At 57.9% G+C, this 16,628-nt stretch carries 11 protein-coding genes and 1 pseudogene; 6 read left to right on the plus strand and 6 right to left on the minus strand.

Annotated elements, in window-relative coordinates:
- Window positions 1–484 precede the first annotated feature (484 nt).
- The 3 genes from AC1Q8Q_RS27835 (at window position 485) to AC1Q8Q_RS27845 (ending at window position 2,931) form a co-directional block, all read left to right on the plus strand.
- Entirely contained in the window at window positions 485–1,144 is a 660-nt protein-coding gene (locus AC1Q8Q_RS27835) for a phosphoribosyltransferase (RefSeq protein ID WP_492615771.1), read from the plus strand.
- Between the two features lie 125 nt (window positions 1,145–1,269).
- A complete protein-coding gene (locus AC1Q8Q_RS27840; RefSeq protein ID WP_492615772.1) occupies window positions 1,270–1,839 on the plus strand; it encodes a YceI family protein in 570 nt (189 codons plus the stop codon).
- Window positions 1,840–1,878: 39 nt separating this feature from the next.
- The gene (locus AC1Q8Q_RS27845; RefSeq protein ID WP_020796769.1) at window positions 1,879–2,931 is read left to right on the plus strand and encodes a T6SS phospholipase effector Tle1-like catalytic domain-containing protein; all 1,053 of its coding nucleotides are present in this window, start codon (window positions 1,879–1,881) and stop codon (window positions 2,929–2,931) included.
- A 523-nt stretch (window positions 2,932–3,454) separates the two neighbouring features.
- On the opposite strand, the gene paoC is transcribed toward AC1Q8Q_RS27845, so the two are convergent.
- The 3 genes from paoC to paoA are packed head-to-tail and all read right to left on the minus strand — an operon-like array spanning window position 3,455 to window position 7,226.
- A complete protein-coding gene (paoC, locus tag AC1Q8Q_RS27850) occupies window positions 3,455–5,653 on the minus strand; it encodes an aldehyde oxidoreductase molybdenum-binding subunit PaoC (protein WP_492615773.1) in 2,199 nt (732 codons plus the stop codon).
- On the minus strand, window positions 5,650–6,606 hold the full coding sequence (locus tag AC1Q8Q_RS27855) for an FAD binding domain-containing protein (protein ID WP_020796767.1): 957 nt from the start codon (window positions 6,604–6,606) through the stop codon (window positions 5,650–5,652). Before AC1Q8Q_RS27855 ends, paoC begins: the two co-directional genes overlap by 4 nt.
- Entirely contained in the window at window positions 6,603–7,226 is a 624-nt protein-coding gene (paoA, locus tag AC1Q8Q_RS27860) for an aldehyde dehydrogenase iron-sulfur subunit PaoA (RefSeq protein ID WP_492615779.1), read from the minus strand. Before paoA ends, AC1Q8Q_RS27855 begins: the two co-directional genes overlap by 4 nt.
- 207 nt (window positions 7,227–7,433) lie before the next feature.
- Here paoA and AC1Q8Q_RS27865 point away from each other — a divergent pair.
- Window positions 7,434–8,152: pseudogene (locus tag AC1Q8Q_RS27865) on the plus strand (GNAT family N-acetyltransferase).
- Window positions 8,153–8,552: 400 nt separating this feature from the next.
- Here the strand turns inward: AC1Q8Q_RS27865 and AC1Q8Q_RS27870 are convergent.
- Window positions 8,553–9,683: a DmpA family aminopeptidase gene (locus AC1Q8Q_RS27870; RefSeq protein ID WP_083349337.1), complete on the minus strand. Its 1,131-nt coding sequence runs from the start codon at window positions 9,681–9,683 to the stop codon at window positions 8,553–8,555.
- A gap of 165 nt (window positions 9,684–9,848) precedes the next feature.
- Window positions 9,849–10,952, minus strand: coding sequence for an extracellular solute-binding protein (locus AC1Q8Q_RS27875; protein WP_020796762.1), 1,104 nt, complete (start codon window positions 10,950–10,952; stop codon window positions 9,849–9,851).
- Between the two features lie 111 nt (window positions 10,953–11,063).
- On the opposite strand from AC1Q8Q_RS27875, the gene AC1Q8Q_RS27880 reads away from it, so the two are divergent.
- Window positions 11,064–11,840: a helix-turn-helix transcriptional regulator gene (locus tag AC1Q8Q_RS27880; protein WP_020796761.1), complete on the plus strand. Its 777-nt coding sequence runs from the start codon at window positions 11,064–11,066 to the stop codon at window positions 11,838–11,840.
- Here the strand turns inward: AC1Q8Q_RS27880 and AC1Q8Q_RS27885 are convergent.
- Window positions 11,824–12,765 (minus strand): class I SAM-dependent methyltransferase, encoded by a 942-nt coding sequence (locus AC1Q8Q_RS27885; protein ID WP_020796760.1) that lies wholly within the window; start codon window positions 12,763–12,765, stop codon window positions 11,824–11,826. The two genes, AC1Q8Q_RS27880 and AC1Q8Q_RS27885, sit on opposite strands and share 17 nt — an antisense overlap.
- Window positions 12,766–13,041: 276 nt before the next feature.
- Here AC1Q8Q_RS27885 and AC1Q8Q_RS27890 point away from each other — a divergent pair, with 276 nt between their 5' ends.
- Entirely contained in the window at window positions 13,042–16,608 is a 3,567-nt protein-coding gene (locus AC1Q8Q_RS27890; RefSeq protein ID WP_492615774.1) for a hypothetical protein, read from the plus strand.
- The last annotated feature ends 20 nt before the right edge of the window (window positions 16,609–16,628 follow it).

Genomic DNA, 16,628 nt, shown 5'->3' on the forward strand with positions numbered 1-16,628 from the left:
GGCAAGCCTGGCTCCTACAGTGGATCGGTGCAGCCGTGAGAGATGGGTTGGCTGTGAGGCCGCCTTCGCCGGCAAGCCTGGCTCCTACAGTGGATCGGTGCAGCCGTGAGAGATGGGTCGGCTGTGAGGCCGCCTTCGCCGGCAAGCCTGGCTCCTACAGTGGATCGGTGCAGCCGTGAGAGATGGGTTGGCTGTGAGGCCGCCTTCGCCGGCAAGCCAGGCTCCTACAGTGGATCGGTGCAGCCGTGAGAGATGGGTTGGGTGTGAGGGCGCCTTCGCCGGCAAGCCTGGCTCCTACAGTGGATCGGTGCAGCCGTGAGAGATGGATCGGCTGTCAGGCCGTCTTCGCGAGCAGGCTCGCTCCCACAAGGAATTGCGGTTGAGCATTGTCCTCGTGTTCGAGCTTGCTGCCAGTCACCGTCGAACCGACAATTGATGATGTGATGCGAACCGACAGGTGTTGATCGCCCGGGGAGGTTTTCAAATGAATCAGTCATCGCAATCCATCCTGCGGGACCGCATCGACGCCGGTCGACGCCTGGTGGAGCCGTTGCTCCCCTATGCCCATCGCGCCGATGTAATCGTTTTGGCCTTGCCGCGGGGCGGGGTGCCGGTGGCCTATGAAGTGGCCACGGCGCTCGGCGTGCGCCTGGACCTGATGCTGGTGCGCAAGCTGGGTGTTCCGTCCCGCCCGGAGTACGCCATGGGCGCCATTGCCAGTGGCGGTATCGAAATTCGTAATGAACAGGCGTTGCGGGCTCACCCCATTGATAAGGCCGCGTTGGAGGCCGTGGTCGCCCGGGAAACCCGGGAGCTGTTGCGTCGCGAGCAGGTTTACCGAGGCACGCGGGCGCCGGTGCAGCTCAAGGACCAGGTGGTAATTCTGATCGACGACGGGTTGGCGACAGGGGCCTCGATGTTGGCGGCAGTGCAAGCGGTGCGTGTGCAGGCGCCGGCGCGCATCGTGGTGGCGGTGCCAGTGGGGCCGGTTGAAACGGTCCAGGCGTTGCGCCGTGAAGTGGATGAGTTGATCTGCCCGATCATACCCGACTGGTTCATGTCGATCGGGCATTGGTACATGGATTTTTCCCAGACGTCGGATGCCGAGGTCATCGGGTTGTTGCAACGGGCGTGGGCAATGTAGGGACGAGTGGTCGCAAATCGGTGCGGCCAGTGGAATAAACGGTCGTTCTTTGCTTTAGTCCTCCTGTTGCTGGCTTGCGTGTGTTCGACACTTGCCCATGAGGGCGCCCCGGCCCGGAGTGTTCCATGAACTCTCGATTCCTGCGTTTTTCGTCCCTGGTTGCCCTGCTTGCGTTGGGCGTTCCTGCGAAGGGTGGCGCTGTTGAATACTCGGATGTGAATGCCAAGGCCAGCACTATCAGGTTCACCTACAACCAGATGGGAACGCGAGCCTTCGGCACATTCAAGGAATTTGTCGGCACCCTTGATTTCGATACCGCCCGCCCCGAGGCAGCTCACGCCCATCTGACCATCGATCTGACCAGCATCGACGCCGGTAGTGAAGACGCCAATACCGAGCTGCTAAAGCCTGCCTGGTTTGACACCGAGCGCTATCCGCAGGCGACCTTCGAATCAACGCGCATCAAGGATTTCGGCAAAGACCGCTACCTGATTACCGGCAATCTGACGCTGCGAGGCCTGACGCGCAAGGTGGATGTGCCGGTCCTGCTCAAGGCCGAGGGCGGTGTCGGGATCTTCGTCGGCGAGCTGACGCTCAAGCGCAATGACTTCAAGATCGGGGAAGGTGAGTGGGCCGACAGTTTTGTTTCCAACGAAATCAATATCCAGTTTCGCATGGTCGCGCCACAGCGCTAGCGAGCGTGCAGGGGTAGTGAACAGTGACGGGAGATGAATATGCCAAAGAAAATCATCGTCGCATTCGACGGCACCTGGAACCTGCCTGATCAGGCTCCGGAGATCGATGGCGACGCCAGCACCAATGTGGTCAAGCTGCATGACGCGATCCTCCCCAGCCACAAGGACGGCACGCCGCAGAAGAAAATCTATGTCGCCGGCGTGGGCACCGACTGGTACGACAAGCTCGAAGGCGGGGCCTTCGGAGTGGGGCTGTCGAAGAAAATCAAGGAAGGTTATGTCGCCCTGGCCAAGCTGTACGAGGAGGGCGACCAGGTGTTCATTTTCGGCTTCAGTCGCGGTGCCTATTCCGCGCGTAGCCTGGTGGGGCTGATCCGCAACGTCGGCTTGCTGACGAAAAAGCACATCGATCGCATCGATGAGGCCTATACCTTGTACCGCACCCGCGATTCGAGCGCGGATACGGAAAACGCCCAGTTCTTTCGCCAGAATTATTCCCGGGAAATCGATATCCATTTCCTGGGTGTCTGGGACACGGTCGGCGCCTTGGGCGTGCCGTTCAAATCGGCCGAGTGGTTCAACCACAAGTACTACGAGTTTCACGACACCGAGCTAAGCGGGATTGTGCGCAATGCCTTCCATGCCGTCGCCATCGACGAGCATCGGGCCAACTACGAATGCACCTTATGGGACCCGATTGCCAAGCCAAATCAAGTGATGGAGCAGGTCTGGTTCTGTGGCGCGCATGCCAACGTGGGTGGCGGCTATGCCGATAACTCGCTGTCGGATATACCCTTGCGCTGGATGGCGAACAAGGCGATGGAGTGCGGACTGGAGCTCAATCCGAAAAAAATCCCCCGGCCGCCGAACGCGCTTCCGGAGATCACCGACTCCTATCAGGACTTCCTGGGTGGCACCTACCGACTGTTGAACGCGCGCTATTTCCGGCCGATCGGCAAGACATGTTTTGGCCAGGAATGCATCGATGACACCGTGCAGCAACGGGTGATCACAGTCAGCAATTATCGGCCGAAAAATCACGTGGATGTCTATCTGGCGGGGGCCTACAAACCCGTGAACAAGATCTGTTGATGGTGCGGTTGCGTGGCGCCCGGTCCACCTTGCATGGTCCGGGCGCCAAGCGCTTCAGTGCTCCACTGTCGGCACCGTAACCGTCTGCCCGAAGGCCGAACGTACGGTTGCGGTCGGGCTCGGTATCGGGAAGGCCGGAACCAGAAACCGGTGGCCAATCCTGTAAGCGCCGCTAGCAACAACGGCCAGCCGGTGACCATCAACGTGTTGGCCAACGACACCGACAGTGGCCAGCGATAGTCGTAGTACTGCCCCGGAAAGAAAAACGCATTGGCGCAGCCGTCAATAAATTTGCATGCGGCCATCGCAAACCTGATGGAAATGGGTGGCTTCGGGAAAGGTCTCGCGCGGTTGCAGGACACGCTCGAAAAAGTGACCTCAGGCATCGCTCGCCCTACCTTGGCCAGCGACTGTTCCAAACGCCGCATTGGGCTCAAAGTCCTGTCGATTCTGCTGAAGGCCTGCGGCACCGCAGGCTCCCACGCGAAGCGTAGATCGGTCAGCCATTCTCCGATACCGGCGCTTAAATCATCGGAGGCAGCTTATCCAGCAGCTTGTCCAGCGTGATCGGGTAGTCGCGTACCCGAATTCCCGTGGCGTTGTACACCGCGTTGGCGATGGCGGCACTGACCCCGCAAATACCCAGTTCGCCAACACCCTTGGCTTTCATCGGCGAGGACATCGGGTCGGTCTCATCGAGGAAAATCACCTCCTGGTGGGGGATGTCGGCGTGCACCGGCACCTCGTACCCGGCCAGGTCATGATTGACGAAAAAGCCCAGGCGAGTGTCCACCACCAGGTCTTCCATCAGCGCCGCGCCGACGCCCATGGTCATCGCGCCGATCACCTGGCTGCGGGCCGACGTCGGGTTGAGAATGCGCCCGGCCGCGCACACCGCCAGCATTCGGCGCACGCGGGTTTCCCCGGTGGCGCTGTCGACCGCGACTTCGACGAAGTGCGCGCCGAAGGTCGATTGCTGGTACTGCTTGCTCAGCTCGCCGAATTCAATGCTGTCTTCGGCGACGATTTCGCCCGACTTCGCCGCATCGCGCAACGGCACGCTTTTACCACCCGCGCGCACTTCGCCATCGGTGAATTGCGCTTCGTTGACCTTCACCCCCAGGCGTTGCGCAACGGCCTCACGCAGCTTGACGCAGGCGGCATACACCCCCGCCGTCGAGCAGTTGCCGCCAAACTGCCCACCGGAGCCCGCCGAAACGGGAAAGCTCGAGTCGCCCAGGCGCACGACCACGTTATCCAGGCTGACGCCCAGCATTTCCGCCGCTGTCTGGGCAATGATCGTGTAGCTGCCGGTGCCGATATCGGTCATGTCGGTTTCCACGGTGACGATTCCCTGATCATTCAGACGGACTCGAGCACCGGACTTCACCAGCAGGTTATTGCGAAAGGCCACGGCCACCCCCATGCCGATCAGCCAGCGACCTTCGCGCTGGGTGGCCGGTTGCGTGTGCCGTTGGCCCCAGCCAAAACGCTCGGCACCGGTGCGCAGGCATTCGACCAGGTGGCGCTGGGAAAAGGGCCGATCCGGTTTCGTTGGATCGACCTGGGTGTCATTGAGAATGCGAAATTCCACGGGGTCGAGTTTCAGCTTCTCGGCCATTTCGTCCATGGCAATTTCCAGCGCCATCATGCCCGGCGTTTCACCCGGTGCGCGCATGGCGTTGCCCTCGGGCAGGTCGAGTGTCGACAGGCGCATGGTCACGCGACGATTTTCCCCGGCGTACAGCAGTTTGCTCGGTTGCGCGGCAAGTTCCACCTTGCCGCCTGGCAAGTCACCGGACCAGCCTTCGTGGGCCATGGCGGTGATCTTGCCGTCGCTGCCGGCACCAATGCGGATGCGTTGGATGGTCGCCGGGCGGTGGGTGCAATTGTTGAAGATCAGCGGCCGCGCCAGCGCCACTTTGACCGGTCTGCCGGCCATGCGCGCCCCCAGGGCTGCCAGGAGCGCGTCGGCGCGGATAAACAGTTTGCCGCCGAACCCGCCGCCGATGTACGGCGAGATCAGACGCACATTTTTCTTCGGTATGCCCAGGGTGGTCGCCAGGTCGGCGACCGACCAGTCAATCATCTGGTTCGAAGTCCACAGGGTCAGGCGGTCGCCGTCCCAGGCGGCCATCGAGGCCATGGGTTCCATCATCGCGTGGGCCTGGTCAGGCGTGGTGTAGGTGGCGTCCAGTTGCACCGGTGCCGCCGCGAACGCCGTTTCAAAATCCCCATGCAGGGTGTCTTCCATCTGCTCCTTGGGTTCCACCGCTGAGCCGCGTGAGCTGGCCAGATCGAATGCGCCGTCGGTGCTTGTGTAGGTAATCTCCAGCCGTTCTGCGGCGGCGCGTGCCTGTTCGAAGGTTTCGGCGACCACCAGGGCCACGGCCTGGTGGTAGTGCTGGATCTCTGGCCCGCCGAGCAACCTGGCGGTGTTGTATTTGCCCTGGCCGAGCTTGCCGGCATTGGCGGCGGTGACGATGGCGATCACCCCGGGCGCCGACTCGGCGGGCGCAAGGTTCATCGTAGCGATGTGCCCCTTGGCAATGCCTGAACCGACCACCACGCCATAGGCCTGGTTCGGCACGGCGTCATGGTGTTCGTAGGCGTAAGGCGCTTGGCCAGTGGTTTTCAGCGGCCCTTCGATGCGCGGGGTGGGCTGGCCGACGACCTTGCCTTGATCGATGGGGTTGGTGGTGGCCGGGGTGTCGAATTTCATGCCTGGGCCCTCGCTTGCGCCATCACCGAAGCGAGCATGCGCTCGACCAGTGTCAGTTTGAAGGCGTTTTCATGGGTGGGGGTGGCGCCGGCCAGTAGTTGTTCCGAGAGCGCTTTTGCGCCTTTGGCCATCGCTGTTTCAGCGCTCTCCACACGCCACGGCTTGGGCGCGACGCCGCCCAGGGCCACGCGGCCGGAGCTGTCCTTCTGGATCACCGCGGCTACCGAGACCAGGGCGAATGCGTAAGAGGCGCGGTCCCGGACTTTCTGGTAAATGTGCGTGCCGCCAATTGGCGGCGGCAACGTCACGGCGGTAATCAGCTCGTGGGGCGCCAGGGCGGTTTCGATGTTCGGCGTATTACCGGGCAATCGATGCAGGTCGGTGATGGCAATGACGCGTGTCGTGCCATCGGGTCGAACCGTTTCAACCTGGGCATCGAGTGCGCGCATGGCCACGGCCATGTCGCTGGGATGGGTGGCAATGCAGGCATCGCTGACACCGATGATGCCCAGTTGCCGACTGAATCCGCCAATGGCGGCGCAGCCACTGCCGGGCTGGCGCTTGTTGCAGGCCTGATGGGTGTCGTAGAAGTACGGGCAGCGGGTGCGTTGCAGCAGGTTGCCAGCGGTCGTGGCCATGTTGCGCAGCTGGCCCGAGGCGCCAGCGAGCAGGGCGCGCGCGAGTACCGCGTAATCTTTCCTGATGCGCGGGTCGGCGGCCAGGTCGGTGTTCCTGACCAGCGCACCGATTCTCAAGCCACCTTCGGGCGTGGCTTCGATGCGATCCAGTGCCAGATGGTTGACGTCGATCAGTTGCGTCGGCGTCTCGATGTCCAGTTTCATCAGGTCCAACAGGTTGGTGCCGCCCGCAATGAATCGCGAGCCATGGACCTGCGCAGAGAGCGACGCGGCTTCGGCCGGCGACTGCGCACGCAGATAGTTAAAAGGTCTCATGCGCTGGTCTCCGCGACTTCGGTGATCGCCTCGATGATGTTTGAGTACGCACCGCAGCGGCAGATGTTGCCGCTCATGCGTTCCTGGAGTTCGCTGGCGATCAGCCTGGGTGGTTCGGTGAGATTCGGGCTGGCGTGGCTGGGAATGCCATCGCGGATTTCACCCAGCACCGCGACTGCCGAGCAGATTTGCCCCGGCGTGCAATAGCCGCATTGATAGCCGTCGTGCTTGATGAAAGCCGCCTGCATTGGATGCAGCTTGTCCGGCGTTCCGAGCCCCTCGATAGTGGTGACTTTCGCGCCTTCGTGCATTACCGCCAGGGTCAGGCAGGAATTGATGCGCCGGCCGTCGACAATGACCGTGCAGGCGCCGCATTGGCCGTGGTCGCAACCTTTCTTGGAGCCGGTGAGCTGCAGGTGTTCGCGCAACAGGTCGAGCAGGGTGGTGCGGGTGTCAAACTCCATTTCCTGCCGAGCACCGTTCACCCAGATCGACAGTTTGGTCTTGACCGGGTGCGCCGCGTTGGCGGCCGATGCCTGTGCAGAAATGAACGGAGGCAGGATCACGGCCGCTGCGGTTACCACGCCCACGATCAGGAGTTCTCGTCGGGAAATCGTCATGACGTCGAGCATCGGTGCGTTTCCTATGGTTGATTGGCGATTACAGCCCTCATCCATTGACTGACCTGCGCGATCAGGGAAAAGTTTTAGCGGTTTTCAACGGTAGAGTTATGCGTGTGGCTCATGAATCGATCAAGACAGGCGAGTAACGCGGCCCGGCACGCTATGATAGGCAGTCGCGACCATTCCCCGGAGTCAATCCCCGCAATGCCCCAGATCACCCACTACAAAACCCCGTGCCCTGAGTCGGTCAACAGTCAGATCCTGCAGATGGTGGTCGACAACCTGACCGACATCAGCATGGTCGCCATTGCGCCGAGCAACCTGTTGTACAACGTTTACCAGTACGCGATCGGCTACGAAGTGCATCTGTATCTGGAGGCCTTGAACGGGACGAAAGGCATTGAGGTGGAGTTGATCGTCGCCACGGACCTGGATGATCCGGACAAGGTCACAGGGTTCCTGTTGTACCTGCCGGTCAAGGATGATCCCGACGCGTGCAGCGTGGCCTATATGGCGGTGGTTGCCGGTCATCGGCGACAAGGGATTGCGCGCAGGATGCTGCGCGAGATGGTCGGTCGTTACCCGCATGCCGAACTGGCGTGCGCAGTGGCGAAGGTGCCGAACTGGCGTGCGCAGTGGCGAAGGTGCCGTACTTCGAGTCGATTGGCTTCGAGGTGGTGGGCGTGCGAGCCACCCAGGTGCTGATGAACACCCGTGATCATGGCAGCGACGGCTTGAGGGCGCTGCTGGATGTGGCGCCCATCTATAGCTCACTGGAGGTGCGGCAGATTCACACCTATCTGCTGCAAAAGCACGGCAAGCGGGCGATGCTCGATGCTGAGAAACAACGTGACCGGCATCTGGACCAGCTGACGCGCAAGGCCAACGAGTTTGTCCGCGAGCGATTGGAAAAACGCGTTTAACTTGTAGGCGCGAGCATGTCGAATCGTCGCACCGTCGCGATGGTCGTTAACGATAACGCTATAAGACTGACACCCCGCGGCGAGCTCAGGTTTTTCGCGAGCATGCTCGCTCCAACAGGGGGATCTGCGATGGGTATAAGAATGCACAAAGCCCGGCCAGGTGCCGGGCTTTTTCAGGTGTGGTTTTCGCGCAGTTAAAAAAGAGCCTCAAAGCTCTTTGATGGGGAGAAGTAGAGCCCTTGAGGCTCAAGATGCGCATGAAGCAGGCGGTGAGCTTGATAGGGGTTCAGTGCACTCACCACCTACGCAACGGCTTGGACAAGCAAGCGATTGCGCAACTCCATCGTAGGAAGATGGGGGGGCGGTCTCAAGTACCACTAGTCGAATCCCCCCACAAGTGTCAGCTTCTGCGATTGTGCTTCCCGGGCCAACCGGCCTGGTTCAGGGCCTCGAGCAGCGTTTCGGCATCCAGCCCCGGCACCGCATGGCCGTTACCTTCCGTCGTTTCGGCTGCGAGCAAGGCGTTGATGATGGCTTCTTCGACAACCTCGGTGGCCGCCAGGAACAATTCGCTGATGTGATCGTTATTGACCATGCTCAGGTTATCGCAGGTTGGCGCTTTTTTACTCTCGTAAGCCGCTGGCGGCACATGCTGGTTGCCGGTGGCGAACGCGATGAAGATGTCGCCGCTGTGGTCTTCATTGCCGCCACCGGTGCGGGCCAGGCCGAGGCTGGCGCGTTGGGCCAGGCGGGTGCATTGGTGCGGCAGCAAGGGCGCGTCGGTGGCCAGGCACACCACGATCGAGCCCATGCCCGGGTGCGGCAGTGCAGCCTTGAGAAAGGGTGAGTCGACCTGTTCCATGTAGCGCCCGACCGGGTAGCCATCGACGCGCAACTCATTGCGAATGCCATGGTTGGCCTGGACGATCGCGCCCACCGTCCAGCCACCCTGGGCACTGCTCAAGCGTCGCGAAGCGGTGCCGATGCCGCCCTTGAACTCGTGGCAGATCATGCCGCTGCCACCGCCGACATTGCCTTCGGCCACAGGGCCGCCGACCGCCGCGTGCAGGGCTTGGGCGACATGCTCGGGCTTCACGTGGAAGCCGTTGATGTCATTGAGCAAGCCGTCGTAGGTCTCCAGCACCACCGGCATGTTCCAGTAGAGCCGCCCGTCGTCAGGTTGCTGCTCACGGTCCAGCACGATCAAGGCATCGCGCACCACGCCCAGGCTATGGGTGTTGGTAAAGGCGATCGGGCTGGTCAACAGACCCGCTTCGCGAATCCACTCAAGGCCCGTGGCATCGCCGTTGCCATTGAGCACATGGACCCCGGCAAAACACGGTTGCTGGCTGGTGGAACCGGCACGGGGTTCGATCACGGTCACCCCGGTGACGATATCGCGGCCCTTGGCGGAGCGACCGCGTACATCGCTATGACCGACCCGCACGCCAGGTACGTCGGTGATCGCGTTGAGGGGACCGGGCTGCAGCTGGCCAAACTGGATGTTGAGATCGCGGGCACGTGGTTTCATGGGGGTTCTCATCTTCAAGGTAATGACAAAAAGGTAATCGTTCGGGCGCGGAACCTGTGGGAGCGAGCCTGCTCGCGAATGCGGTGCATCAGGCAAGGTTGATGTCGACTGACACTCCGCTTTCGCGAGCAGGCTCGCTCCCACAAGGGATTGGCGGTGGTGCAGCTACTGGCCGTTCTTGACCTTGCTCCAGATCCGCGTGCGCACACGCTCGGTGGCCGGCGGCAAGGGTTGCAGGGTGAACAACGTGGCCATGGCTTCGGCCGACGGATAAACAGCCGGGTTGGTCCGCGTCGCTTCGGCCACCAGCGCTGTCGCGTTACGGTTGCCGTTGGGGTAGTTGAGGTGATTACTGACCGGGGCGATGACCTCGGCGCGCATCAGGTAGTCGATGAAGGCCAGGCCTTGTTGCGGATGCGGTGCGTCCTTGAGCAACACCAGCGTGTCGAACCACACCGGTGCGCCTTCCTTGGGCAAGCTGTAGGCGATCTTCACGCCGTTGCCGGCCTGCTCGGCGGTGGCCTTGGCTTCGAGCATGGCGCCGGACCAACCCACTGCCACGCAGATGTTGCCGTTGGACAGATCACTGATGAACTTCGACGAATTGAAGTAGGCGATATGTGGCCGCAGCTTGAGCAGCAGCGCTTCTGCCTTTTTGTAGTCTTCAGGGTTAGTGCTGTTGGGCGGCAGGCCCAGGTAGTGCAGGGCGACCGGCAGCATTTCCGCGGGCGAGTCGAGCATCGCCACCCCGCATTCGCCAAGTTTGGCCAGGTTCTCTTCCTTGAACACCAGGTCCCAGGAATCCACCGGCGCCTTGTCGCCCAGCATGGCGCGCACTTTGTCCACGTTATAGCCGATGCCGTTGGTGCCCCACAGATACGGCACGGCGTACTGGTTGCCCGGATCGTTGTTGGCCAGTTTCGCCAGCAGATCGGTGTCCATATTGTTGAAATCGGGCATCTCGGCGCGGGGCAGAGGGGCGAGCGCGCCCGCCTTGATCAGGGTTGGCAGGCTGAAGTTGCTGGCCACGACCACGTCGTAGCCGCTGCGGCTGGTGAGCAGTTTGCCTTCGAGGACTTCGGCACTGTCGAAGGTGTCGTAGACCGGCTGGATACCGGTGTCCCGCTTGAAGTCATGCAGGGTATTGGGGCCGATGTAGTCGTACCAGTTGTACACGTGCACGGTAGGGCCATCGGCAGCAACCGCTGATAGCGAAGCCACCAGACAGGCGCCCAGCCCCAGATTGAAATACGAGCGGTGACCACTCATGATGCGGCACTCCTGGCCTGCTGCAGGCCGGTGATGATCAGGAGCTTGCAGCGTATCGACCGGGGTGGCCGTTACCCATTCCCATGATGGGTTACTCAAAAGGGGTAGTGCGTGGACGCGTTGTTGAAAGAGTTACCGCTGCACCAGGGATTGGCGCGGGTATTTGGCGTGTTGGGCCAGGACGCATTCTGGCGTGCGCTGGTCGACACCCTGCGCTTGCTGGTGCCGCTGGACAACGCCTTGGTCGCGGTGATGCGACCGGGACGGGTGCCGCGCCTGCTGATCGATTTCGACTCCAGGGGTAGCGGAGATGAGCATGAAGAACTGGCGGACTACAGCGCCGGCATGTACCTGCTCGATCCGTTTTACCTGGCCGTCTGCGCCGGCATCGCCGATGGCTTGCACAGCCTCGACTCGGTGGCGCCGGACCAGTTTCAGCAAAGCGAGTACTACCTGAGCTACTTTCGCACGGTGGTAGGCGGGGACGAACTGCAGTTCATGGTCAACGTCGACGGCGCCGTCCTCGGTTTGTCCCTGGGACGTGCGACACGCTTCACGCTGCAAGAGCAGGGACGCCTGCTGTGCGTACGCGACTGGGTGCTGGCGGCGATGCGTCGGCACCTGCAATTGCTACCGCCGGAAGGCCCGACGGTCGAAGCCGTAGCCGGGGACCTGGCGGCCTTGCTCGATCGCTTCGATGCACGTTTGTCGGTGCGCGAAATCGAAACCGCACGCCTGATTCTCCAGGGTTTCTCCAGCAAGGCCATCGCCCAGCGGATGGGAATTTCCCCGGAGACGGTGAAGGTGCATCGGCGCAATCTCTATCACAAGCTCAACGTGAACGGGCATGGGGAGTTGTTTGCTTTGGTGCTCAATCCGCCAGGGTAAACACCAACGCCTTCAACCCACACTCGATATCGGCATCCGGAAACTCCGGCGGATTGTCCAGGCGCTGCTCGAACCGCAGGCTCGGGGCTTCACGGGTGACGCCATCGATTAGGAAGTCCGCACCGAAGGCCGGGTCGTTCATGCACGCGAGCACCGTGCCCTCGGGGCTGAGCAGTTCCGGCAGGCGACGCAGTACCCGCTGGTAGTCCTTGGTCAGCAGGAAGCTGCCTTTCTGGAACGACGGCGGGTCGATGATCACCAGGTCATACGGACCCTTACCGATCACCTTGCCCCAAGACTTGAAGAGGTCGTGGCCGAGAAAAGTTACCTTGCCCAGGTCATGCCCGTTGAGCCGGTGATTGTCACGCCCGCGGCTCAGGGCCGGGCTGGACATGTCCAGGTTGACCACGTGGGTCGCGCCGCCCTCGATGGCCGCCACCGAGAAACCGCAGGTGTAGGCGAACAGGTTCAACACGCGCTTGCCCTGGGCATTGGCGCGCACCCAATCGCGGCCGTAGCGCATGTCGAAGAAAAGCCCGGTGTTCTGTTTACGCCCCAGGTCCACCCGGTACTTCAAGCCGCCTTCGACAATCGTCAGCTCGTCGATTTCTTCCCCGAGCAACCATTCGGTAGTGCTTTGCAGCAGGTAGCGGTGTTGCAGCAGCAGGGTGTGGGCGCCGGATTGCGTCCATGTCGCTGACTGGGTGATCTGCAGCAGCAGAGCTTTCAACGCCTCCAACTGCGCCGCTTCCGGCTCCTTGAACAGCGACACCAGCACTACGCCCTGCAACCAGTCGACGGTCACTTGCTCCAGCCCTGGCCAGCAGCGGCCGCGGCCGTGGAACAGGCGGCGGGTTTCCGCAGGTGCCGTTGCCAGGGCAGTCAGTAGATGGTCGTGGAGGGTGGTCAGCGCTTCTGAATTCATCGGGTCGGGTCGGCGATTTGAGGGGGCGGTATTTTAACCAAAATTGTGGCGAATGGATGGGTGCGTAATCAACGTGGGGTCCTATGGTGCAGGGCAACCCACAACTTCAGGTTGATTGATATTGCTTGACTTTTCATAAAGGTAAAAATAGGTGGCGGTATCAAATATTTAGATACAATAACAGAGTTGCTGTCATTGAGGGGGAGTTCAAACTGCGTAACAAACCAGTTCGCGGCATTAAAAAATCTGCATAAATTGACGGTGGAAATAAATAGCATGTTCCCTTCTCGCAGTTCTTCCAGCTCCGCAAACATTCAAAGTGTTCAAGCTAAAACTAACGAAACAGTCTCTACGAAAGCAGTGCCGGAAGAAAATTTTTGCTCTTCTTTTTCTGAAGCCAAAGGGGATCGTATATTAGGTCTGCCTTCGGTTACCAGCAAGGAACATCCCGCATGGACGCCAGCCCGTCTGCTGGAAAACCTGAGGGTCGCGTTTAACATAATGGCCGAACAGCCTGAAGCCTATGATTTTGAAGGCACGCCAGTCTCAAAGGTAAACGACAAGCCAGATACGATACTTGATGTGGAGGACGCGCTGGTTATCGTCGTGAAGGAAGAACAACGACGTAAGAAATCAGGCAGGGATGAAACGGTTGGAAGTGAAAATATCAAAGCTGACAAAACTGCTTTGTCGGATGTAACATCCACTGCCTCCGTGGAGGGTGTTATAGCATTTGTTTCTGGAGTTTTTGATTATATTGTTGAGCTGGAAGAGAAAGGCAAAGAGGGCGGAGGTACTAATAAAGATTGTTCCGAATTTTCAGATAAAAGCTTGGATGAATTATTTTCAGATTTAAGCAGGCATCCTCGTTACGCCCACGCATTCGGCCTGCTCGAAACAGAAAAAATTCAGGGAAAGTTTTCTGGAGGAGAGGCGTGGCGACGGATTCACGAGTCTGCCACCTATCTCTTTTCTAATAAAAGTAAAAGTATGATTGATGAGTTTGTTCAGCAAAAAAGTGGCGGTGGGCCAACAGCCTACCTGCACATTTTTCTGGATGATATTGAGATGGGAAGTGTGGTTGGTAATAAGGATTTAAAAGCAGGCGGAATAACGGCTGAGGAGTTGCGACATTTGTATCGATGCAGAGCGCAATTGGGCGATGCTGTCAAGTTTTATAAAAATAATAAAACAGTTTCCGCTCCGTGGGAACAGGATCCGAAGTCGTGGAGTGACAAACTATTTTCTACCGACTCAACTCCCACCTCTTCACCACAAGGAACCGATGATACTTCAAGAACTGGTAATCAAGAAGTGCCGCTATATGGACGTTTTGTACAGCCGCCTACTACAAATTTAGAACCAGTTGACGCATCGGTTTCGCCAATGTTGACAGGTTTGTTCTACGAGATGTTTCGTGATTTTAACCTAGGGGGAATTGAAGCTGAAAAGATGGTGGGTAGTCCCGAAGAGATTAACAAGTTGTATCAGGAGTCAGGGGTGGCGCCTATTATTTCTCAGGAAGAATTTGCGGCTATTAGAGCCTATACCCTAGGGTTCGATAAACATATCAATCCGAATTTGGGCAAGGTGAATCCATTCGAGAAGCGTAAAAATACATTCATAACCTACATAGCGTCCGGTTTGGATAAACTCAAGGGGGCGGGCTATAGGTATCCACTCAAAGAGACTGTCATTGAGAAATTATTTGATAAGAGTCCTGCGCTTAAAGTTAAGTTTCGTGATGAGAGCATTTTGACAGAGCTTATGGTGCCGATACCGCAAATTCCTGATTTTTATGTGGAAAAAGAAGCGGTGTTCGGTCAAATATTTTATGTGACGAAAAATGACGAAGATAAATATGAGCTAGTCCGCAAGGATAATGGAAGAAGGTACAACCTGAAAGGTGTTTTCTCATATGTCATCCTTCCAGATGAACCTGATCGTATTTATTGTGGTATGAACAATGGCCAACAGAATTCGAAAGGAGAGCTAAATGAATATCGACATCATAACCCCTACTATGTTGAAGGCCACAGCTCGCTAGCCCAAGGTAAGGATGTACTTTATGCGGGAGATTTTTTGTTTGAAGATGGACAGCTAAAGCTCTGGACTAATGGCAGCGGTCATTATAAACCGATCGCTGAGCGTCGTTTTGGAAATTTAACTGAAGCGGTTAAGCGCATACTTCCTGAGGAGCTATTTAAGGATCATGATGAGTTGACTGAAGTTGAAACGAAGACGCTAAATGCGTATATACAGATCTCGGAGGCAGAGGAGCGTCGTTTGAAAGAGTGTTACTCCAATTCGAGTGATGCCGATACCGACTCGGATTCGGATTCGGATGGCAACGATTTGAGTATCTTTAATAAGATTCAGGCGAAAAACGGTCGGCCTCAATTGCCAGGAAATCCGGGTTTGAAAGGCGGCGGGCCGGCACAACACATAACACAAGAAGAAGTTTGCGCTCCCATTGCCAACGCTCTTGACAAGAAACTCGGTGAAGACGGTCCAGACAAAGGCGGAGCCGGTGCGGTCGCTGGCGCGTTATCGGGAGCAATCCGATCTGGGGCAACATCTGACAGTGATAGCGAGGATGAGACAAAGCCAGACAGGCCATCCGGTTCGGCCAATGCAATCATCCCTCCCACTGCACCGGGGAGTAACCCTGCAGGTACTGTTGGTTCATCTAGCGCCGAATTACAAAAAAAGTTGAACATTGCTTTGAATTCAGGTGGGCAAATCAAGGCAATACAAATTGGACGCATGCTGGAGTTTACTAGTCTGCTTGCAAAGGCCTCGCCTGCGGTACAAGCCACAGCAATAAATTCTGAGGTTTTTAATCAGTCAAGTGAACTGTTAAAGATTCCGGGCTATTATTTTAATACTCGTTTTCCATCCCAGGGCGCAGCACAGGTGCCTGCGCAAATAAAAGATAGCTTGATGCAGTCTCTAGCTAATTGTGTGCGCGCTGGGACGATGGGTGAACAAGCAGCGCGGAATATTCTTCCTCCTGATTATCTAAGAATATTCGATGTTAAAGTCGAGACTGTTAACATATTTGCCGATATTAATAAAGAGGTGCGAGCCACTGCGGCAATCAATTTGCTGATAGGTACTGCTGATCAGCGAAGAGTAAAAATTGCAGCTGATAATTCTGATATCGCTGTTAGAGGTGCCGAAAAAGAGCGGGTAAAAAGAAGAGTTTATCAGGGGGCTGCTGAACTGAAGAAGTATTCAGTTGATGCAGGTGCCCGAGATTATAAAAATTTCTTGAATGAACGTGTTCAGGAAGAAAGGGAGCGACAAAATATGCTAAGGCAGAGTCAAGCGGAGAAACAGGAGAAGTATGAAAAAAACCGCGCAGCCAGGGGCGCTGAATGGTCCAGAAAACTTAATGAAATTGCGCTCTCTGAAACCGATAAGGCAAAGTTGAATCATGCAAGTCGTAAACAGGAACAAGAAGATAGCTGGCGTAGCGTGCAATTGTCTAAAAAAACGGGTGACTTAACCAGGGGGCGATCCGATAGCACTACAAGTTTTGACTCCGGTATAAACTCTCCTGGAGCGTTAAGTCGTTCATCTAGCCGGTCTTCAATTATATCTGAAGTCACCCGGGAAATATCAAATATGAGGGGGCAGCTCAACCCAGGCACAGAAAACAATATTTCGGCTCCGACAACCGGTTTTTCTCATGAAGAATGGCCGAGTAACAGAAGTACTGAAAAGGCGCAGAGCATACTTAATGTCTTGGAGGGGCGTGTGGCTAGCAGGGATCGTTTTGTAGAGCGTGAAATTGAAAGTATCGAAAATACATTAAAATCTTTACCCGGCTGTAAGTAAGTTATTTGGGCGATGTGTGG

The organism is Pseudomonas sp. GW823-FHT06B06 (assembly GCF_058795195.1).

Bases quoted from the DNA above. Each gene is read 5' to 3' on its own strand.
- AC1Q8Q_RS27835 (WP_492615771.1), top strand. From the start codon at position 485: ATGAATCAGTCATCGCAATCCATCCTGCGGGACCGCATCGACGCCGGT.
- AC1Q8Q_RS27840 (WP_492615772.1), top strand. From the start codon at position 1,270: ATGAACTCTCGATTCCTGCGTTTTTCGTCCCTGGTTGCCCTGCTTGCG.
- AC1Q8Q_RS27845 (WP_020796769.1), top strand. From the start codon at position 1,879: ATGCCAAAGAAAATCATCGTCGCATTCGACGGCACCTGGAACCTGCCT.
- paoC (WP_492615773.1), bottom strand. From the start codon at position 5,653: ATGAAATTCGACACCCCGGCCACCACCAACCCCATCGATCAAGGCAAG.
- AC1Q8Q_RS27855 (WP_020796767.1), bottom strand. From the start codon at position 6,606: ATGAGACCTTTTAACTATCTGCGTGCGCAGTCGCCGGCCGAAGCCGCG.
- paoA (WP_492615779.1), bottom strand. From the start codon at position 7,226: ATGACGATTTCCCGACGAGAACTCCTGATCGTGGGCGTGGTAACCGCA.
- AC1Q8Q_RS27870 (WP_083349337.1), bottom strand. From the start codon at position 9,683: ATGAAACCACGTGCCCGCGATCTCAACATCCAGTTTGGCCAGCTGCAG.
- AC1Q8Q_RS27875 (WP_020796762.1), bottom strand. From the start codon at position 10,952: ATGAGTGGTCACCGCTCGTATTTCAATCTGGGGCTGGGCGCCTGTCTG.
- AC1Q8Q_RS27885 (WP_020796760.1), bottom strand. From the start codon at position 12,765: ATGAATTCAGAAGCGCTGACCACCCTCCACGACCATCTACTGACTGCC.
- AC1Q8Q_RS27890 (WP_492615774.1), top strand. From the start codon at position 13,042: ATGTTCCCTTCTCGCAGTTCTTCCAGCTCCGCAAACATTCAAAGTGTT.